The following is a 17,805-nucleotide window of genomic DNA, read 5'->3' as shown; positions in this document are numbered from 1 at the left end:
TATGCGCTGTGGACTGATCATCGCTCTGCTGTGCTGTGTGGGGGTTGCCCAAGGCAACCCTGCCAGCGTTACACCCTCCCCCCACAAAGCCTACCTGACCTTGATCATCGACGACCTGGGCCAGAACCTGCCGCGAGATCGGCGCGTGCTGGCGCTGCCCGGCCCGGTTACCACGGCGATCATGCCCGATACACCCCATGCCGCCGAATTCGCCCGCGAAGCCCACCGTGCCGGCAAGATCGTCATCCTGCACATGCCCATGGACCCCGCCACCGGTCCCTTCGCCTGGCATCCGGAGTTGCCCATCGAAGAGCTGGGCAAGCGCCTGGACGCTGCCTTCAAGGCCGTGCCCTACACCGCTGGCATCAACAACCACATGGGCAGCCGCATGACCGCGCAACCTGAAGCCATGGCCTGGCTAATGGGTGAGTTGCAGCGCCGTCAAAAATTTTTCGTCGACAGCCGCACCAGTGCCAAGACCGTGGCCGCCGCCGAGGCGCAGAAGATCGGCCTGGCCAGCGTTTCGCGGGACGTATTCCTTGATGACGAGCGCACCGAAGCGGCGATTACTACGCAACTGCAGACCGCCATCAAGCTGGCTCATAAACAGGGCTCGGCGGTAATGATCGGCCACCCCTACCCGCAAACCCTGGCGGTGCTTGAGCGCGAACTGCCCAAGCTCAAGGCCCAGGGCATCGAGTGGATTGATATAAAATTGATGATCAGTGTGCGCAGTAATAAGGCCATGGCCGGGCACGGGAAGAATGGGGCTTACCGCTAGAGATACCGCGCCATGATCTCGTCCACCACGCCGTCCTTGCGGAGCTGATCAAGCGCTACCTGCAACTTGGCCACCACCTCATCAGACACGTCCTTATTCAGTGCCAGAAATAGCTCGGCACTGTTGAAGCGCAGCACGGTCTTGAGCCCGGTAATGCCGACCTGCCGCGCCAGGTAACGTCCGGCCGGGTCGCCGGTGGCCCACAGGTCGATCTGGCCATCGCGCAGTTTTTGCGCGTTGTCCTGGTCACGCAGCACAATCACCGGTTTGAGCCCCTGTTTTTCCAAGGTCTGGGCAATGGCATCGCCCTTGTAAGCGCCGATTCTGTAGCGCCGGGCCTGCTCAAGGTCTGTCAGCTGAATCTTGCTGTCGGCCTTGGCCAGCAGCACCCAATCGTCTGGGCCGATGGGGCCAACCCACTTGAACAACGCTTCGCGATCCGGCAGGCGCGCCATCACAAACACACCGTAACCCGGTTTTTCCAGGGCGAGCTTGTAGATTCGCTCCCAAGGGAAGCGCAGGGTCAGGTTGTAGGGAATACCGGCACGCTTGAAGGTCTCGCGGACGATGTCCACGGCAATACCTTCGATGTTCTCGTCCTTGGCGAAGTTCTTGCCGTTTTTCGCCATGTTGTAGGGCGGGAAATTTTCCGTCAGCAGCACCAGGGAGGCGTCAGGCCGCTCTGCGGCTTGGGCCGAACCTGCCAACAAAATCGAGATGCTGGCAAGGGCAAGAAGAAGGTCTTTGAACATGAAGAGTTACCGAAATCCATGGCAAGCCCAAGAGTGCCGCGAGCCTGCCATGGTGTCCAGTGACGTTTAGCGAACGACGATGCCGCGTGCGGCCATGTAGGCCTTGGCCTCGGGCACCGTGTATTCGCCAAAGTGGAAAATACTCGCCGCCAGTACCGCACTGGCGTGGCCTTCGATAACGCCGTCGGCCAGGTGCTGCAGGTTGCCGACACCGCCCGACGCGATCACCGGAATGCCCAGGGCATCACTGATGGCGCGGGTCACACCCAGGTCGAAGCCGTTTTTCATGCCGTCCTGGTCCATGCTGGTCAGCAGGATTTCACCGGCGCCCAGGGCTTCCATCTTCATCGCCCACTCCACCGCGTCCAGCCCGGTAGGTTTGCGACCGCCGTGTGTGAAGATTTCCCAGCGCGGGGGTTCGCCAGGGCCTGAGACTTTTTTGGCGTCGATAGCAACGACGATACATTGCGAGCCAAAGTGCTGCGCCGCTTCGCCGACAAACTCCGGATTGAACACCGCTGCAGTGTTGATCGAGACCTTGTCGGCACCCGCGTTGAGCAAGTTGCGGATGTCCTGCACGGTGCGCACACCGCCGCCGACAGTCAGCGGGATAAACACCTGGCTGGCCATGCGCTCGACGGTATGCAGCGTAGTGTCGCGACCATCGACGCTGGCGGTGATGTCGAGAAAGGTAATCTCGTCGGCGCCCTGTTCGTCGTAACGACGGGCGATTTCCACCGGGTCGCCGGCGTCACGGATGTTCTCGAACTTGACGCCCTTGACCACTCGACCGTTGTCGACGTCCAGGCAAGGGATGATGCGTTTGGCCAGCGCCATGGGCTTATCTCCGATAAGAGTTGCAAGCTTCAAACTACAAGCTGCAAGTAGAAGCAGATTTTCTTTTACTTGCAGCTTGCAGCTTACGACTTGGAGCTGACCGCGTAGCCATCACAAAAGGCTTGGGCTTCGGCCACATCCAGCGTGCCCTCATAAATCGCGCGGCCCGTGATAGCGCCGATAATTCCTGGCGCTTTGGCGTCCAGCAGCGACTTGATATCGCCCAGGTTGTGGATACCGCCGGAAGCGATCACCGGGATCTTCGTTGCTGCGGCCAACGCGGCGGTAAACGGCACGTTGCAGCCCTGCATCATGCCGTCTTTGGCGATGTCGGTATAAACGATGGCAGACACGCCGTCGGCTTCAAAGCGCTTGGCCAGGTCAATGACCTGTACAGTGCTGATTTCAGCCCAGCCGTCGGTGGCGACAAAGCCGTCCTTGGCGTCCAGGCCGACAATGATTTTGCCCGGGAACGCGCGGCAAGCCTCAGCGACAAACGCCGGGTCTTTCACGGCCTTGGTGCCGATGATCACGTAGCTGACGCCCGCTTTCACATAATGCTCGATGGTTTCCAGGGAGCGGATACCGCCACCGATCTGGATCGGCAGGTTCGGGTAGCGCTTGGCGATGGCAGTGACCACTTCGCCGTTGACCGGGCGGCCTTCGAAGGCGCCGTTCAAGTCCACCAGGTGCAGACGGCGGCAACCGCCTTCCACCCACTTGGCAGCCATGCTCACCGGGTCATCGGAGAACACCGTGGAATCTTCCATGCGGCCCTGGCGCAGACGTACGCAGGCGCCGTCCTTGAGATCGATAGCGGGAATAATCAGCATCTGGCAAACCTTATTCGATATTCAGCATTGCTCGGAAAATCAGGGTTTTTCGAGCGCCCACAAGTCGCTTTCGATGCTTTCGAACCTTTCTTTAAGGTGCGTCTGCACATCGAAAATCGCCCTGTTGTAATAGTGCGGAGCAATTTCAGTGGTGAACAGTTCGAGGACTTCCGCCACCTCGAACGAGCCGAGCTTGAGCTCGAAGCGCTCCTCCATGAAACGTTTGATCTTGTCCGTGGCCTCACTCTCCTGCTGGGGAGTGAGGTTGAGGATCGGCGGCTTGGCCTTCTTGGCCATTACCAGCGCCCGTCCCAGGCAGCGAAGTTCTGCAGCAACTGCAGGCCATGGGTATGGCTCTTCTCCGGGTGGAACTGCACCGCAAAGCGCGACCCATCGGCCAGGGCCGCGGCGAAGTCGACGCCGTAGTGTCCGCCACCTACCACCTGGCGCGGGTTACCGGCGGCGATGTAGTAGCTGTGGACGAAGTAGAAGCGCGCAAGGTCAGGGACGTTGTGCCACAGCGGGTGATCCACGGTCTGGCGAACTTCATTCCAGCCCATGTGCGGGACTTTCAGATGCTCGCCGTCTTCATGCAGGTCTTTGCCGAAGAACTTCACCTGCCCAGGGAACAGGCCGATGCAGTCGACGCCGTTATTCTCTTCACTGCTGTCGAGCAAGGCTTGCATGCCCACGCAGATACCAAGAAACGGACGGTCCTGGCTGACTTCGCGCACCAGGGCGTCGAAGCCCAGGCGGCGAATCTCGGCCATGCAGTCGCGAATTGCGCCGACACCGGGAAACACCACCCGGTCGGCTTCGCGAATCACCTCGGCATCGCTGGTGATCAACACCTTGCCAGCGCCTACGTGCTCAAGAGCCTTGGCCACCGAGTGCAGGTTACCCATGCCGTAATCGATAACCGCGACCGTCTGCATTACAGGACGCCCTTGGTCGACGGCATTTGCCCAGCCATGCGCTCATCCAGTTCCACAGCCATGCGCAGGGCACGACCGAAGGCCTTGAACACGGTCTCGATCTGGTGGTGGGTGTTGGTGCCACGCAGGTTATCGATGTGCAGGCTGACGTTGGCGTGGTTGACGAAGCCCTGGAAAAATTCCTGGAACAGGTCAACGTCAAAACCGCCGACGGTGGCGCGGGTATACGCTACGTGCATCTGCAGGCCTGGGCGGCCGGAGAAGTCGATAACCACCCGCGACAGCGCTTCATCCAGCGGCACATAGGCGTGACCGTAGCGACGGATGCCTTTCTTGTCGCCGATGGCTTTGCTGAAGGCCTGACCCAGGGTGATACCGACATCCTCCACGGTGTGGTGGTCGTCGATATGCAGGTCGCCCTTGCTTACGATATCCAGGTCGATCAGCCCGTGACGGGCGATCTGGTCCAGCATGTGCTCAAGAAAAGGAACACCGATATCAAATCGGGCCTTTCCGGTGCCATCCAGGTTGATCGAGGCTTTGATCTGGGTTTCCAGAGTGTCGCGCTCGACTGACGCCTTACGTTCGGCCATCACCAGCTCCGCAAAATCATTGGGCGAAAAAGGCAGCCATTATAGGGGCGCGAGCGCTAAACAGAAACATCGGAGGGGATAAGACTGATGAGTTGAAGCGAAGGGTGTCGGGGATAGACATGTCAGTACAAGCGGGCGCTCCAGGATGGTGCGCCCGCTTGACGGTCTGCTTAGTGGAACAGTACCGCCGTCTTCTGCAGGGTCACCCAAACACCCCACGCCAACGGAATACCTACCGCGAGCCAGGCAGCCACAGCCAACGGCACGCTGCCTGAAGAGGCTTTCCATTCCAGCACTGTGCTGGAATCGGCGCCCTTGTCATGGCCCAGTGCCTGTTCGGCGGCCAGTTCAGCGTCGGTCATGAAGTACTTGTCTGCCACCGGACGTACCAGCATGTTGCAGACAAAGCCCAACACCAGCAGGCCGGCGAGGATGTACAAGGTGATGTCATAGGCTGCAGCGCGCTCCACGCCGATGCTCAACTGATACTCACGCAGGTAGTTGACCAGCACCGGGCCCAACACGCCCGCCGCCGCCCACGCCGTCAGCAGACGGCCATGGATCGCGCCGACCATTTGCGTACCGAACAGGTCCGCCAGGTAGGCCGGGACGGTAGCGAAACCGCCGCCGTACATCGACAGGATGATGCAGAACGCCGCGACGAACAGTGCCACGTTGCCCAGATGGCCCAGGTTCGGGATCAATGCATACAGGGCAAAGCCCAGGGCGAAGAACACGAAGTAGGTATTTTTACGGCCCAGGTAGTCGGAGAACGACGCCCAGAAGAACCGGCCACCGATGTTGAACAGGCTCAGCAGACCCGTGAAACCGGCAGCGATGGCAGCAATGGAAGCCAGTTGCCCTGCATCCAGTTGGCCGAACGCCAGGTCATTACCCAGCAACTTGCCACCAAACACTTCCTGCAGCAGCGGCGAAGCCATGCCAAGGATGCCGATGCCAGCGGACACGTTCAGGCACAGCACCAGCCACACCAGACGAAATTGCGGAGTTTTCCAGGCCACGTTCACGTGCACGTGACGGTGGGTGATCATCGAATTGCTGGCTTTTTTCGCAGGTGCCGTCCAGCCTTCAGGCTTCCAACCGGTGGGCGGAACGCGGTAGGACAAGGCGCCACCGATCATGAACACGAAATAGATCGCAGCCATCACCAGAAAGCTCTGCCAAACGCCAACGCCGGTCGGCGAACCGAAGTGGCCCATCAGGGCTGCCGCCAACGGAGCACCCACCATCGCGCCGCCGCCGAAGCCCATGATCGCCATCCCGGTGGCCATGCCGCGCTTGTCCGGGAACCACTTGATCAGGGTCGAAACGGGCGAGATGTAGCCCAGGCCCAGGCCGATACCGCCAATGACCCCGGAGCCGATCCACATCAGCCATATCTGGTGGGTATAGATCCCCAACGCTGAGATCAGCAGACCGCCACACCAGCACAGCGCCGACACGACGCCAGCCTTGCGCGGCCCGGCATGTTCCAGCCAGCCGCCCCAGATCGCTGCCGAGCAGCCTAGGAAGATGAAGAACAGGGTGTAGATCCAGCCCAACATGGAGATGGGCCAGTCACACTGGGAAGAGAGAATTTGCGCGATAAAACTCATGTCCGGCGTACAAGCGACCGGCGCGGTGACGCCCAGGGCTTTGGACAGCGGCAACCAAAACACCGAGAAGCCATAGGCCATACCGATGCACAAATGGATGGCCAGGGCGGCCGGTGGTACCAGCCAGCGGTTGAACCCCGGCTTGGCGATAATGCGTTCCTTGGACAGGAAAGCAGGCTGTGCGGCAATATGACCTGCCGCAGTGCTAGTGCTCATTGGTGTTTCCCCCAGTTATTAGTATGTGTCCGTCAGGCGCTCTCTCCCTCGGCCTTGCACGCAAAGCGTGGCCGTTTTGTTGAGTGAAGCTCCATTGAAGCGCGACGTTAAGTCGCAGAAGGCGGACGAACGCGCGCAGATTAGCATCTGTGGATGACAGAAAAACCAAACTGACATCACCTTTTTTGGTCTATCTGTTTTTTCTGACGCCAGGATTCCGTTTTACCGTGCCCACGGGGATCAGCAGGGGCCTCTAGATACAATGTAACGATCCGTGCACAGTCGCGGGCCTGCGGGCGTTATACTCTGCGGCTAAATTTTGAAATCGACATACAAGGACTCGCCCATGAAAGCGTTCGGCAAAATCCTGGGTCTGGTACTTCTCGGGCTGTTGCTGATCATTGTGGCTCTAGGCTTTGCCCTGACCCATCTCTTCGATCCCAACGACTACAAAGACGAGATTCGCCAGATTGCCCGCGACAAGGCCCACATCGAGCTGACGCTCAATGGCGATATCGGCTGGAGCCTGTTCCCATGGCTGGGCCTTGAATTGCACGAGGCCAGCGTTGCGACCCTGAGCAACCCGACCCAACCGTTCGCCGACCTGCAGATGCTCGGCCTGTCGGTGCGGGTGCTGCCGCTGCTGCGCCGCGAAGTGCAGATGAGCGATGTGCGTGTCGAAGGCCTGAACCTGCGCCTCAACCGCGACAAGCAGGGCCACGGCAACTGGGAAGACATCGGCAAGGCCGCACCTGCCGCCAGCACCGAAGCGCCAACTGCTGCGGTGCCGGCTACTGCGCCAACCCCGGAAAAACCGGCGCAACCGGTCCGCCTGGACATCGACAGCCTGACGGTCAACAACGCCCGCATCGAATACAACGACGAACAAACCGGCAGGCAGTACAGCGCCGAAAGTATCCAGCTGAGCACCGGCGCAGTGCATGAAGGCACCAGCATCCCGATCAAGCTCACCGCGTTTTTCGGCAGCAACCAGCCGGTCATGCGGGTCAAGAGCGAACTCAGCGGCGCACTGCGCTTTGATCGCGCCCTCAAGCGCTATCAGTTCGAAGACATGAAAGTCGCAGGCGAAGCCACCGGCGAGCCGCTGCAAGGCAAGACCATAACCTTCGCCACCCAGGGCCAGTTGCTGGTGGACATGTCGGCCAACATTGCCGAATGGACCAACCTCAAGTTCTCGGTTAACCAACTGCGCGCCCTTGGCGAACTGAAGGTCAACGACCTGGACAAGACCCCACAGATCAGCGGCGCCCTGTCGGTTGCCCAGTTTGACCTGGCGAAGTTCCTCGACAGCGTCGGCCAACCCCTGCCAGCCATGGCCGAGGGCAGCCTGAGCAAGGTCGAGCTGGTCAGCCGCCTCAAGGGCACGCCTACCAGCATGGCCCTGGAAGACCTGAACCTGAAACTCGACGCCAGCACCTTCACCGGTCGCGTAGCCGTGGACGATTTCACCAAGCAATCCCTGCGGGTACAACTCAAGGCCGACACCTTCAACGCCGACAACTATCTACCGGCCAAGTCCGAGGCTGCCAACAGCGCAGCGGTCGCTCGCCAGGCTGAAGTGCAGAGCAGTGAAGCGGGCGCCATGGCCGCCGGCGGCACCACGCCGCTGCCGGACGCCCCGACCAAGGGCGCCTGGAGCACAGACAAGCTGCTGCCGCTGACCCGCCTGCGCACCCTGGACGTGGATGCCGACCTGTCGTTCGGCCAACTGACCCTGAGCAAACTGCCGATCCAGAACGCCGCCCTGAAAGCCTCCGGCCAAGGCGGCCAGCTCAAGCTTGATACCTTGAGCGGTGGCCTCTATAACGGCACCTTCCAGGCCAACGGCAACCTCGATGTGCGTGAGGATGTGCCGGTACTGGCGCTGCAAACCCACATCAAGCAAGTACCGGTTGAGCGCATCCTGCAAAGCCAGGGGCAGAACCCGCCGGTCAAGGGCCAGATCACCCTCGACAGCAATCTCAGCGGTCGCGGCAACAGCCAGAAAGCGCTGATCGACAGCCTCAATGGCACCGCCAGCTTTGTGATCAACAATGGCGTGCTGCTTAACGCAAACCTTGAGCAACAGCTGTGCACCGGCATTGCCCTGCTCAACCGCAAAACCCTCACCAGCGAGCCACGGGGCAAGGACACGCCATTCCAGGAGCTCAAGGGCAACCTGACATTCCGTAACGGCGTCGCCAGCAACCCGGACCTGAAAGTGCGCATCCCTGGCATGACCGTCAACGGCAACGGTGACGTCGACCTGCGGGTGCTGGGCATGGATTACCGCGTCGGCATCATCGTCGAAGGCGACAAGCGCGACATGCCGGACCCGGCCTGCCAGGTGGGTTCCAACTTCCAAGGCATCGAAGTTCCGTTGCGCTGCCGTGGCCCGCTGGAACTGGGCGCCAAGGCCTGCCGTCTGGACAAGGACGGCCTGGGCCAGGTCGCCGTCAAGGCGGCGGGCAACAAGCTCAGCGAAAAGCTTGAAGAGAAGCTCGACAAGGTCAACCCGAAGCTCAAAGACGCTCTGAAAGGCCTGTTCAATCGATGAGAACCGAGCAATTTTCCACCGCGGTGCTGGATTGGTACGACCGCCACGGTCGCCATGACTTGCCCTGGCAACAGGGCATCACCCCTTACCGGGTGTGGGTCTCGGAAATCATGCTGCAGCAGACCCAGGTCAGCACCGTACTGAACTACTTCGACCGGTTCATGGCATCGCTGCCAACGGTCGAAGCCCTGGCCGCAGCGCCGGAAGACGAAGTACTGCACCTGTGGACAGGGCTGGGTTACTACACCCGGGCCCGTAACCTGCAAAAGACCGCGAAAATCGTGGTTGCCGAATACGGCGGCGAGTTTCCCAAGAATGTCGAGAAACTCATCGAGCTGCCAGGTATCGGCCTGTCCACCGCAGGTGCCATTGCCAGCCTGAGCATGGGCCTGCGGGCGCCAATCCTGGATGGCAACGTCAAGCGGGTGCTGGCGCGCTTTACTGCCCAGGAGGGCTACCCAGGCGAGCCCAAGGTCGCCAAGCAGCTGTGGGCCACCGCCGAGCGCTTCACCCCTCACGACCGCGTCAACGCCTACACCCAGGCGATGATGGACATGGGTGCCACCCTCTGCACCCGCAGTAAACCCAGTTGCCTACTGTGCCCGCTGGAAAAAGGCTGCGAAGCCCACATGCTGGGCCTGGAGACACGCTACCCGATCCCCAAGCCGCGCAAGACCGTGCCACAAAAGCGCACACTGATGCCGCTGCTGGCCAACGGCGAAGGCGCGATCCTGCTTTACCGCCGCCCTTCCACGGGTTTGTGGGGCGGCCTCTGGAGCTTGCCGGAGCTCGATGACCTGAACGACCTGGAACACCTGGCCAACCAGCACTCGCTGGCACTGGGCAGGCACCAGGAGCTACCGAGCTTGATCCACACCTTCAGCCACTTCCAACTGGCTATCGAACCCTGGCTGGTCCAGGTCGAGGAATCCGCTCATCACGTGGCCGAGGCCGACTGGCTCTGGTATAACCTCGCCACCCCGCCGCGCCTGGGCCTTGCCGCCCCGGTGAAAAAACTGCTGAAGCGCGCGGCTGAAGTATTGAACGCAGGAGTTTCGTCATGACCCGCACCATCATCTGCCGCAAGTACCACGAAGAACTGCCCGCCCTAGAACGCGCCCCGTTCCCCGGCGCCAAGGGCCAGGACATCTACGATCACGTCTCCGCCAAAGCCTGGGCCGACTGGCAAAAGCACCAGACCCTGCTGATCAACGAAAAACGCCTGAACATGATGAACGCCGAAGACCGCAAATACCTTCAGGGCGAGATGGACAAGTTCTTTTCCGGCGAGGATTACGCCAAGGCCGACGGCTACGTACCACCTGCTGAATAAGTGATCAAAATGGGGGATTGGCCCGTAAGCGACGGTAATAATTAAATATTTTTTGAAAACTTGCTTGACGACCCCCTGAAAAACCCGTTTAATGCGCCCCGTTGCCCAGATAGCTCAGTCGGTAGAGCAGGGGATTGAAAATCCCCGTGTCGGCGGTTCGATTCCGTCTCTGGGCACCACCTTTCGTTTTCAGGTGATGCCAAGCACACCTGAAAGCACACAAGAAACCCGCCTAGTGCGGGTTTTTTGTTGTCTGCGATTCACTAGCCCATATTCGTTGATAGATCGGGGCTGGGTAAGGATAAAGTTTTCATCAATCGCGCGAACAAAACCTCGTCTCGGGAAAAAGGCTTCATACCAGAGCAACTGGATAGGCCCTATGCATAACCAGGTCTGGGGCAGACTCTCATTGAACGATCCTGAACACTCACCCGCTTACCGACCTGCGGGCCATACCAGCGCCGGAATCAGGCGGATATAGATCAATTCCCCCACCAGCTCCACCAGCGTTTGCATGATCACCGCGGCGGCGGCCAACCCGCGAATGTCTTCAGGCAACGCCAGCGCCAGGGGCAGCACTACCAGGGAGTTGCGGGTCGATGCACTGAACGTCACCGCCCGCGCCGTCACCGAAGGCAACCCGAGCAACCGCGAAGCCAGAGCGCCCATCAGCGGCGCCAGCAACACGAAGCCGATATACACCGGGATCACCGGCGCCAGCAGGCCGATATCGCGCACCACCGAAGTGATCTGCGAACCGATCACCACCAGCAACACCAATGCCATTGCTGGCACCGGCAACCAGGCCCAGGCATCGTTCCAGACGCTGATGGCTTTTGATCCCCGGGCCAAGGAAGTCGTCAGTACCGCCAGCAGCATCGGCGCGGCGATCAGCAACAGGAATGCCTCGACAAACGGCCCCGCTGAAACCACCACGCCCGACTGCGACCCCAGCATCAAACTCAAATACACCGGCAACAGCAGCAGTTGCAGCAGCAACAGAATCGGCGTCGCTGCCAGCATCAAGCGCGAATCGCCCTTGCCTATATGGGTGAACACCACCACGTAATCGATGCACGGCGTCAGCAACACCAGCAACGCCCCCACCAGCATCGCCGGGTGCTCCACCAGCCCACGGGTCAGCGCCCACACCAGCAGCGGAATCAAGATGAAATTAGCCAGAAGCAACGCCGACATGAAGCGCTTGTTGCTCAAGCCCTCGCGCAGGTCCAGAAACGGGATTTGCAGGAACATCGCGTACATCAGCACCGCAATGGCCGGCGTGACCAGCGCGCCCAGGCCTTGAGCCATCGAAGGCACCAGCAGGCCGAGGGCGGCGGCTAGCAGCACGGCGACGAAGTAGACCGGGATCTGGTTTTGTTCGAGGGTGTCGCGGGTCATGGGGCGTCTCGGATGGGGCGAAAGGCTGTCAGCCTATGCATCTGCGGGACCAAGGTCGAGCGTCGTAAAATCTCTACGCCTTTGGCGTGCGAAATTTGTTAGCTTCGATCTCCTATAAAACTGCGCATGGGCTTCTGTAGCCCCAACGAAAGCGCAAGGGATCGAGCCGCCATGAACCTGCCCACCCGACCGCAACCCGAAACATTCAGCGAGCCCGCCACCGACGGTCACCTTATCGGCGGCTTTACCTGGCGCCATATTCGCACCGACATCGAACGCCCCGTAGTGATCATCAACGCCGCCACGTCGGTACGTTGCCGTCACTATTCGCGCTTTGCCGATTACCTGTTCACTCACGGTTTTGACGTGATCACCTACGACTACCGTGGCATCGGCGAATCACGCAGCGGCTCGTTGCGCGGGTTCAAGGCGTCGTGGTCGGATTGGGGCGTGCTGGATTTCGAGGCGATATTGCAGCGAGCGCAGCGGGAGTTTCCAGGGCAACCAATTGATGTGGTCGGCCATAGTTTTGGTGGCTGCGCGGCAGGGCTCGGGGCCTCAGGGGCGGTGATTCGGCGACTGGTGACGGTAGGCGCGCAGTTTGCTTACTGGCGCGACTATGAAGCGAGCGGGCGCTGGTGGATGTTTGGCAAGTGGCATGTGGTGATGCCGCTGGTGACGGCGCTCTGTGGATACTTCCCTGGCAAGCGGCTGGGTTGGCTTGAGGACACGCCTGCAGGCGTAGTGCGCGACTGGAGTACGCCGACGCCAGGTTATGAAGGACGGCCTAGTGGGCGTGCCTTGGGCGAGCTGCCATTCTCACGGGTGAAAGCGCAGATCCTGGCGATCAGCATTACCGATGATCCGTTTGGGACGGTGGCGGCCATCGAGCGTCTGCTGGGTTATTTCAAGGCGGGCGAGCGCACGCATCTGCGGATTGCGCCGCAGGATATTGGCGAAGAGGCAGTCGGGCATTTCGCGTTTTTTCGCAGCCAATATCAGGACCGGTTGTGGCCGATTGCGTTGGCGTGGCTGCGACAAGGCGAACTGGCCGCAGATACACCGGGGCGCCGAGTGATGGATCGTACCTAGAAACCCTTGGGATTTTCGCAGAGCTGCGCTTCAATAGCCCACCCAGATCCTGACCCAAGGACGTGAGCCCATGGCCTCGCCGAACAAACAGCAAAAACGCGCCCACCGGGCAAAAGCCAAGGCCAAGCAGAACCGCACCCAGCGAGCCGGCGCGCCCAAGGATGCCTTTGACGGCGACGACAGCCGCATTGATCTTGAATCGGTGGATTTGACCGAGCTGTTTGTGGAAATGCGCAACGCTGGCGAAACCAGTCAACAGGCGCTGTGCGCGGCGTTCCTGGCACATCCATTGTTGGCACTGGTGTTGGAGCAGGAAGGCGAAGAAGAAGCGACCGACTTTATCATCGCGGCGCTGATCGAGTATCGGCAGTGGGCGACCGATAGCGATGATCAAGCGGCGGCGTTGGCGTGGGTTGAATCGCCGGAGTTTCAGGTCGATTACTTGGCGGCATCCCAGGCACTGACCAACTCAGAGAGTTAACACAAAACAAATGTGGGAGCCCGGCTTGCCCGGCTCCCACAGGTTTTCGCATTGCGCGGCAAAGGGTATTTCAACCCATCAGTTGAGCACTGCAGCCCCCACCTTTTGGCCCCTGCGCCGACGAGACACAAACAGCCCCGCCGCAACCACCAGCAAGCTCAAGATACCGGTGGACATGATCTCCACGCGGTGCGCTTCCTGGAACAGCATGATTGTCAGCACGCCGACGATAAACACGATCACCGCATAGGTCAGGCCCGGGAACAGCCACATCTTGAAGGCAACTTTCTCGCCCGCCGCTATACGCTTCTGACGCATGCGCAGTTGCGACACCGCGATCACCAGATACACCAACAGCGCGATGGCGCCAGAGCTGGCCAGCAGAAATTCAAATACCGCAGCCGGTGCCACGTAGTTGGCAAACACCGCCAGGAACGCCGCACCAGTGGACAACCACACCGCCCAATAAGGCGTGCCGCTCTTGTTGGTGCGCTTGGCCACAGCCGGAGCATCACCGCGACGACTCAGCGAGAACAGCATCCGCGAAGCGGTATACAGCGCCGAGTTCAGGCAACTGGTTACCGCGACCAATACCACCAGGTCGACAATCAGCTTGGCATTCGCAATGCCCATGCGATCCAGCACCGTCTGGTAGGAACCGACAGCCGCCAGCGCCGGATCATTCCACGGCACCAGTGCGACAACGATGAAGATCGACACCAGGTAGAACAGGCCAATCCGCCAGATCACCGAGTTGGTGGCCTTGGAGATTTGCTGGCCAGGGTTCTTCGATTCGGCGGCCGCGATGGTGACGATCTCGGTGCCCATGAACGAGAACATGGTGGTCAGGATCGCTGCCAATACCGCGCCCATGCCGTTAGGCAGGAAACCTTGAGTGTCAAACAGGTGCGAGACACCGCTGACCTGGCTGCCCGGCAAGAAGCCGAAAATCGCCAGAATCCCAAGGATTACAAAACCAATGATCGCCACGACTTTGATCAAGGCGAACCAGAACTCGAACTCGCCATAGTGCTTCACGCTGAACAGGTTGGTGGCGGTCAGCAGCAAGGTGATGATCAGGGTGAATGCCCAAATCGCCACGTCCGGGAACCAGGCATGCAAGATAGTCGCGGCGGCGTTGGCTTCCAGCGGAATCACCAAGACCCAGAACCACCAGTACAGCCAGCCAATGGTGAAGCCCGCCCAGTGACCGATCGCCCGGTCGGCGTACGTGGAAAACGAGCCGGTGTCTGGCGAGGCCACGGCCATCTCGGCGAGCATGCGCATCACCAACACCACCAGCGTCCCGGCAGCAGCATAGGCCAACAGCACCGCTGGGCCCGCTGCGGCAATCGCGTGGCCGGAGCCGACAAACAAACCGGCACCGATCACACCGGCAATCGACAGCATGGTGACATGCCGTGGTTTAAGCCCCTGTTCGAGGTCATTGGAGCTTTGCGTACGACTCATTGACACACCTTTGCGAGGAATTGCGAATACGGTCCACTCGGTCTGCCGTCTTTCTCGTGAAAAGAAACAAACAGAGCGTTCTTTATTTTTTACGCAAGATTTGCGCCAAAATGTAACAAAGCCAAGTTTGTCGCGGGCTGTAAGGAAATTCGTCATCCGCCGCAAGTCATTGAGATTACTGGCAATCCGCCACAACGTTACCCGGCGACTCACTTCAAGAACGAATGAACGCACCAAGAACACACATAAAAAGTACGTGGCGCCCCATTAGAGGGCTGATAGGGACCGTTTGCCCGTTTAACCCTTCCAACACCCGGCCAAAGCTGGCACCATCGCGCCTTTTTTTACGCGAAGCCTTGGGCGAATCGGGTTCAAACGGCTGTTCGGTTGTTGATGGCGCGACACACTGCTGCGCCGATGCGACAACCTGCCGCACACCGCCGATTTACCCCTGGTAACGCTGTTGGCTGTCATCCAGACGCTATGCTAGCTTGGCGCCTCGCCAGGAAGGCGGCCCAACAGCAGGAACGCAACGAACACAATGAGGACCCCACATGGCCGAGGCCACGCCCGCGCTTGAAATCCGCAACTTGCATAAACGCTACGGTGAGCTGGAGGTGCTTAAAGGCATCTCGCTGACCGCTCGCGACGGCGATGTGATCTCGATCCTGGGTTCCTCCGGTTCCGGCAAGTCCACGTTCCTGCGCTGCATCAACCTGCTGGAAAACCCCCATCAAGGGCAAATTCTGGTGGCTGGCGAAGAGCTCAAGCTCAAGGCCGCGAAAAACGGTGAGCTGGTGGCGGCCGACGGTAAACAGATCAACCGCCTGCGCAGCGAAATCGGTTTTGTGTTTCAAAACTTTAACCTGTGGCCGCACATGAGCGTCCTCGACAACATCATCGAGGCCCCGCGCCGGGTGCTCGGCCAGAGCAAAGCCGAAGCCATCGAAGTCGCCGAAGCCCTGCTGGCCAAGGTCGGCATCAGCGACAAGCGCCACGCCTACCCCGCGCAGTTGTCCGGCGGCCAGCAACAACGCGCCGCGATTGCCCGTACCTTGGCGATGCAGCCCAAAGTCATTCTGTTCGATGAGCCTACCTCGGCCCTTGACCCGGAAATGGTCCAGGAAGTACTTAATGTGATCCGCGCGCTGGCCGAAGAAGGCCGCACCATGCTGCTGGTCACTCATGAAATGGGCTTCGCCCGCCAGGTGTCCAGCGAAGTGGTGTTCCTCCACCAGGGCCTGGTCGAAGAGCAAGGATCGCCACAGCAGGTGTTCGACAACCCGCTTTCGGCGCGCTGCAAACAATTCATGTCCAGCAACCGCTAACGGAGCAACATGCATGCAGAACTATAAAAAATTCCTCCTGGCCGCCGCCGTCACCATGGCCTTCAGCGCCACAGCTGCAGCCGAGACGTTGAAAATGGGGATCGAAGCGGCCTACCCGCCCTTCAATAATAAAGACGCCAGCGGCCAGGTTGTCGGCTTCGACAAAGACATCGGCGACGCCCTATGCGCCAAGATGAAAGTCGAGAAATGCGAAGTGTACGTCTCCGATTGGGACGGCATCATCCCGGCCCTGAACGCCAAGAAGTTCGACTTCCTGATCTCTTCGCTGTCGATCACCGACGAGCGTAAGCAAGCCGTCGACTTCACTGACCCGTACTACTCCAACAAGCTGCAGTTCATCGCGCCTAAAACCACGACCGACTTCAAGACCGACAAGGCCTACCTCAAAGGCAAGACCATCGGTGCGCAGCGTGCGACCCTGGCCGGCACCTGGCTGGAAGATAACCTGGGCGACGATATCAAGACCACGCTCTACGACACCCAGGAAAACGCCTACCTCGACCTGACTTCCGGTCGCGTTGACGCGATTCTGGCGGACAAGTACGTGCAATTCGATTGGCTCAAGACCGACGCCGGCAAGGCTTACGAGTTCAAGGGCGAGCCCGTGGTAGAAAGCGACAAGGTCGGTATCGCCGTGCGTAAAGGCGACCCGCTTCGCGAGCGACTGAACAAGGCTCTGGCGGAAATCAAGGCCGACGGTACCTACAAGAAAATCAACGACAAGTACTTCCCTTTCAGTATCGAATGATCCTGAATTGCCTGCCCGGCGCGCTCGCTTGAGCGCGTCGGTCCTTCGCAATGCCTGCCGCGATATGAATAAACACCCATGACTATCGATCTCTACGGATTCGGCCCGGCGCTCGCAGCCGGCGCGCTGATGACCGTCAAACTGGCACTCACGGCCCTGTGCCTGGGGCTGGTACTCGGCCTGGCCGGTGCCTTGGCCAAGACTTCCCCGTACAAGTCGCTGCAATGGCTTGGCGGCACTTACTCGACGCTGGTTCGTGGCATTCCCGAACTGCTGTGGGTACTGCTGATTTATTTCGGCACGGTCAATATGATGCGGGCCCTGGGGGAGTTTTTCGGCAACCCCGACCTTTCCCTCAGCGCCTTCGCCGCCGGGGTGATCGCCCTGGGCCTGTGCTTCGGCGCCTACGCCACTGAAGTGTTTCGTGGCGCGATCCTGGCAATCCCCAAGGGCCACCGTGAAGCCGGTGTTGCATTGGGCCTGTCGAAGCTCCGAATCTTCACCCGTTTGATCATGCCGCAAATGTGGCGCATCGCTCTGCCGGGGCTGGGTAACCTGTTCATGATTTTGATGAAGGACACCGCGCTGGTCTCGGTGATCGGCCTGGAAGAAATCATGCGCCACGCGCAGATCGGCGTGAGCGTTTCCAAACAGCCCTTCACGTTCTATATGGTCGCCGCCTTCATGTACCTGGGCCTCACCGTCCTGGCCATGACCGGCATGTACTTCCTGGAAAAACGCGCCGCTCGCGGCTTTGCGAGGAGCACGCAATGAACGGGGACTACAGCTGGCTGTCGCATTTCGACCTGGG

18 protein-coding genes and 1 tRNA gene are annotated in these 17,805 nt (G+C 60.0%); 10 read left to right on the top strand and 9 right to left on the bottom strand.

All coding sequences use genetic code 11. The annotated features are described in order from the left end of the window. Nucleotide 1: 1 nt before the first annotated feature. Complete coding sequence (locus AAEZ06_RS08985) at nt 2-781, top strand: divergent polysaccharide deacetylase family protein (RefSeq protein ID WP_149411314.1); 780 nt, start codon at nt 2-4, stop codon at nt 779-781. Here AAEZ06_RS08985 and AAEZ06_RS08980 read toward each other — a convergent pair. From AAEZ06_RS08980 to AAEZ06_RS08950, 7 genes are all read right to left on the bottom strand, one after another. Next, nucleotides 778-1,533: a substrate-binding periplasmic protein gene (locus tag AAEZ06_RS08980; RefSeq protein WP_149411315.1), complete on the bottom strand. Its 756-nt coding sequence runs from the start codon at nt 1,531-1,533 to the stop codon at nt 778-780. The two genes, AAEZ06_RS08985 and AAEZ06_RS08980, sit on opposite strands and share 4 nt — an antisense overlap. A 66-nt stretch (nt 1,534-1,599) precedes the next feature. Then, nucleotides 1,600-2,370 carry an imidazole glycerol phosphate synthase subunit HisF gene (gene hisF, locus AAEZ06_RS08975; protein ID WP_133101251.1) on the bottom strand — a complete coding sequence of 257 codons (771 nt, stop codon included), beginning with the start codon at nt 2,368-2,370 and terminating at the stop codon, nt 1,600-1,602. An 83-nt stretch (nt 2,371-2,453) separates the two neighbouring features. Then, a complete protein-coding gene (gene hisA / locus AAEZ06_RS08970) occupies nt 2,454-3,203 on the bottom strand; it encodes a 1-(5-phosphoribosyl)-5-[(5-phosphoribosylamino)methylideneamino]imidazole-4-carboxamide isomerase (protein ID WP_149411316.1) in 750 nt (249 codons plus the stop codon). A gap of 39 nt (nt 3,204-3,242) precedes the next feature. Beyond that, nucleotides 3,243-3,500, bottom strand: coding sequence for a DUF2164 domain-containing protein (locus AAEZ06_RS08965; protein ID WP_149411317.1), 258 nt, complete (start codon nt 3,498-3,500; stop codon nt 3,243-3,245). Beyond that, on the bottom strand, nt 3,500-4,138 hold the full coding sequence (hisH, locus tag AAEZ06_RS08960) for an imidazole glycerol phosphate synthase subunit HisH (RefSeq protein ID WP_133101249.1): 639 nt from the start codon (nt 4,136-4,138) through the stop codon (nt 3,500-3,502). Before hisH ends, AAEZ06_RS08965 begins: the two co-directional genes overlap by 1 nt. Further along, the gene (gene hisB, locus AAEZ06_RS08955; protein WP_350613946.1) at nt 4,138-4,731 is read right to left on the bottom strand and encodes an imidazoleglycerol-phosphate dehydratase HisB; all 594 of its coding nucleotides are present in this window, start codon (nt 4,729-4,731) and stop codon (nt 4,138-4,140) included. Before hisB ends, hisH begins: the two co-directional genes overlap by 1 nt. A 170-nt stretch (nt 4,732-4,901) precedes the next feature. Further along, entirely contained in the window at nt 4,902-6,563 is a 1,662-nt protein-coding gene (locus AAEZ06_RS08950) for an OFA family MFS transporter (RefSeq protein WP_350613944.1), read from the bottom strand. A gap of 346 nt (nt 6,564-6,909) precedes the next feature. Between AAEZ06_RS08950 and AAEZ06_RS08945 the strand changes: the two genes are divergently transcribed. The 4 genes from AAEZ06_RS08945 (at nt 6,910) to AAEZ06_RS08930 (ending at nt 10,632) form a co-directional block, all read left to right on the top strand. Continuing rightward, nucleotides 6,910-9,120: an AsmA family protein gene (locus AAEZ06_RS08945; RefSeq protein ID WP_350613942.1), complete on the top strand. Its 2,211-nt coding sequence runs from the start codon at nt 6,910-6,912 to the stop codon at nt 9,118-9,120. After that, on the top strand, nt 9,117-10,184 hold the full coding sequence (mutY, locus tag AAEZ06_RS08940; protein ID WP_350613940.1) for an A/G-specific adenine glycosylase: 1,068 nt from the start codon (nt 9,117-9,119) through the stop codon (nt 10,182-10,184). The genes AAEZ06_RS08945 and mutY overlap by 4 nt, the downstream gene beginning before the upstream one ends. Next, the gene (locus tag AAEZ06_RS08935; RefSeq protein ID WP_133101244.1) at nt 10,181-10,453 is read left to right on the top strand and encodes an oxidative damage protection protein; all 273 of its coding nucleotides are present in this window, start codon (nt 10,181-10,183) and stop codon (nt 10,451-10,453) included. The genes mutY and AAEZ06_RS08935 overlap by 4 nt, the downstream gene beginning before the upstream one ends. Before the next feature lie 103 nt (nt 10,454-10,556). Continuing rightward, a tRNA-Phe gene (locus AAEZ06_RS08930) sits at nt 10,557-10,632 on the top strand. Between the two features lie 256 nt (nt 10,633-10,888). Here AAEZ06_RS08930 and AAEZ06_RS08925 read toward each other — a convergent pair. Continuing rightward, nucleotides 10,889-11,854, bottom strand: a complete 966-nt coding sequence (locus AAEZ06_RS08925; protein ID WP_149411343.1) for an arsenic resistance protein — start codon at nt 11,852-11,854, stop codon at nt 10,889-10,891. Between the two features lie 171 nt (nt 11,855-12,025). On the opposite strand from AAEZ06_RS08925, the gene AAEZ06_RS08920 reads away from it, so the two are divergent. Both AAEZ06_RS08920 and AAEZ06_RS08915 read left to right on the top strand, forming a co-directional pair. After that, the gene (locus tag AAEZ06_RS08920; RefSeq protein ID WP_149411344.1) at nt 12,026-12,946 is read left to right on the top strand and encodes an alpha/beta hydrolase family protein; all 921 of its coding nucleotides are present in this window, start codon (nt 12,026-12,028) and stop codon (nt 12,944-12,946) included. 70 nt (nt 12,947-13,016) lie between these two features. Beyond that, entirely contained in the window at nt 13,017-13,427 is a 411-nt protein-coding gene (locus tag AAEZ06_RS08915) for a hypothetical protein (RefSeq protein WP_149411345.1), read from the top strand. A 78-nt stretch (nt 13,428-13,505) separates the two neighbouring features. On the opposite strand, the gene gabP is transcribed toward AAEZ06_RS08915, so the two are convergent. Further along, nucleotides 13,506-14,897: a GABA permease gene (gabP, locus tag AAEZ06_RS08910; RefSeq protein ID WP_149411346.1), complete on the bottom strand. Its 1,392-nt coding sequence runs from the start codon at nt 14,895-14,897 to the stop codon at nt 13,506-13,508. Nucleotides 14,898-15,451: 554 nt separating this feature from the next. Here gabP and AAEZ06_RS08905 point away from each other — a divergent pair. The 3 genes from AAEZ06_RS08905 (at nt 15,452) to AAEZ06_RS08895 (ending at nt 17,768) form a co-directional block, all read left to right on the top strand. Further along, nucleotides 15,452-16,225: an ABC transporter ATP-binding protein gene (locus AAEZ06_RS08905; protein ID WP_149411347.1), complete on the top strand. Its 774-nt coding sequence runs from the start codon at nt 15,452-15,454 to the stop codon at nt 16,223-16,225. Between the two features lie 13 nt (nt 16,226-16,238). Further along, nucleotides 16,239-16,994 carry an ABC transporter substrate-binding protein gene (locus AAEZ06_RS08900; RefSeq protein WP_133103118.1) on the top strand — a complete coding sequence of 252 codons (756 nt, stop codon included), beginning with the start codon at nt 16,239-16,241 and terminating at the stop codon, nt 16,992-16,994. 78 nt (nt 16,995-17,072) lie between these two features. Continuing rightward, nucleotides 17,073-17,768 carry an ABC transporter permease gene (locus AAEZ06_RS08895; protein ID WP_149411348.1) on the top strand — a complete coding sequence of 232 codons (696 nt, stop codon included), beginning with the start codon at nt 17,073-17,075 and terminating at the stop codon, nt 17,766-17,768. Nucleotides 17,769-17,805: the final 37 nt, after the last annotated feature.

It is taken from the genome of Pseudomonas sp. HY7a-MNA-CIBAN-0227 (genome assembly GCF_040310325.1).
Classification (GTDB): Bacteria; Pseudomonadota; Gammaproteobacteria; order Pseudomonadales; family Pseudomonadaceae; genus Aquipseudomonas.
The sequence above is the reverse complement of the archived record's forward strand: the minus strand, read 5'-3'. Positions and strand labels throughout refer to the sequence as shown.

Bases quoted from the DNA above. Each gene is read 5' to 3' on its own strand.
- AAEZ06_RS08985 (WP_149411314.1), top strand. From the start codon at position 2: ATGCGCTGTGGACTGATCATCGCTCTGCTGTGCTGTGTGGGGGTTGCC.
- AAEZ06_RS08980 (WP_149411315.1), bottom strand. From the start codon at position 1,533: ATGTTCAAAGACCTTCTTCTTGCCCTTGCCAGCATCTCGATTTTGTTG.
- hisF (WP_133101251.1), bottom strand. From the start codon at position 2,370: ATGGCGCTGGCCAAACGCATCATCCCTTGCCTGGACGTCGACAACGGT.
- hisA (WP_149411316.1), bottom strand. From the start codon at position 3,203: ATGCTGATTATTCCCGCTATCGATCTCAAGGACGGCGCCTGCGTACGT.
- AAEZ06_RS08965 (WP_149411317.1), bottom strand. From the start codon at position 3,500: ATGGCCAAGAAGGCCAAGCCGCCGATCCTCAACCTCACTCCCCAGCAG.
- hisH (WP_133101249.1), bottom strand. From the start codon at position 4,138: ATGCAGACGGTCGCGGTTATCGATTACGGCATGGGTAACCTGCACTCG.
- hisB (WP_350613946.1), bottom strand. From the start codon at position 4,731: ATGGCCGAACGTAAGGCGTCAGTCGAGCGCGACACTCTGGAAACCCAG.
- AAEZ06_RS08950 (WP_350613944.1), bottom strand. From the start codon at position 6,563: ATGAGCACTAGCACTGCGGCAGGTCATATTGCCGCACAGCCTGCTTTC.
- AAEZ06_RS08945 (WP_350613942.1), top strand. From the start codon at position 6,910: ATGAAAGCGTTCGGCAAAATCCTGGGTCTGGTACTTCTCGGGCTGTTG.
- mutY (WP_350613940.1), top strand. From the start codon at position 9,117: ATGAGAACCGAGCAATTTTCCACCGCGGTGCTGGATTGGTACGACCGC.
- AAEZ06_RS08935 (WP_133101244.1), top strand. From the start codon at position 10,181: ATGACCCGCACCATCATCTGCCGCAAGTACCACGAAGAACTGCCCGCC.
- AAEZ06_RS08925 (WP_149411343.1), bottom strand. From the start codon at position 11,854: ATGACCCGCGACACCCTCGAACAAAACCAGATCCCGGTCTACTTCGTC.
- AAEZ06_RS08920 (WP_149411344.1), top strand. From the start codon at position 12,026: ATGAACCTGCCCACCCGACCGCAACCCGAAACATTCAGCGAGCCCGCC.
- AAEZ06_RS08915 (WP_149411345.1), top strand. From the start codon at position 13,017: ATGGCCTCGCCGAACAAACAGCAAAAACGCGCCCACCGGGCAAAAGCC.
- gabP (WP_149411346.1), bottom strand. From the start codon at position 14,897: ATGAGTCGTACGCAAAGCTCCAATGACCTCGAACAGGGGCTTAAACCA.
- AAEZ06_RS08905 (WP_149411347.1), top strand. From the start codon at position 15,452: ATGGCCGAGGCCACGCCCGCGCTTGAAATCCGCAACTTGCATAAACGC.
- AAEZ06_RS08900 (WP_133103118.1), top strand. From the start codon at position 16,239: ATGCAGAACTATAAAAAATTCCTCCTGGCCGCCGCCGTCACCATGGCC.
- AAEZ06_RS08895 (WP_149411348.1), top strand. From the start codon at position 17,073: ATGACTATCGATCTCTACGGATTCGGCCCGGCGCTCGCAGCCGGCGCG.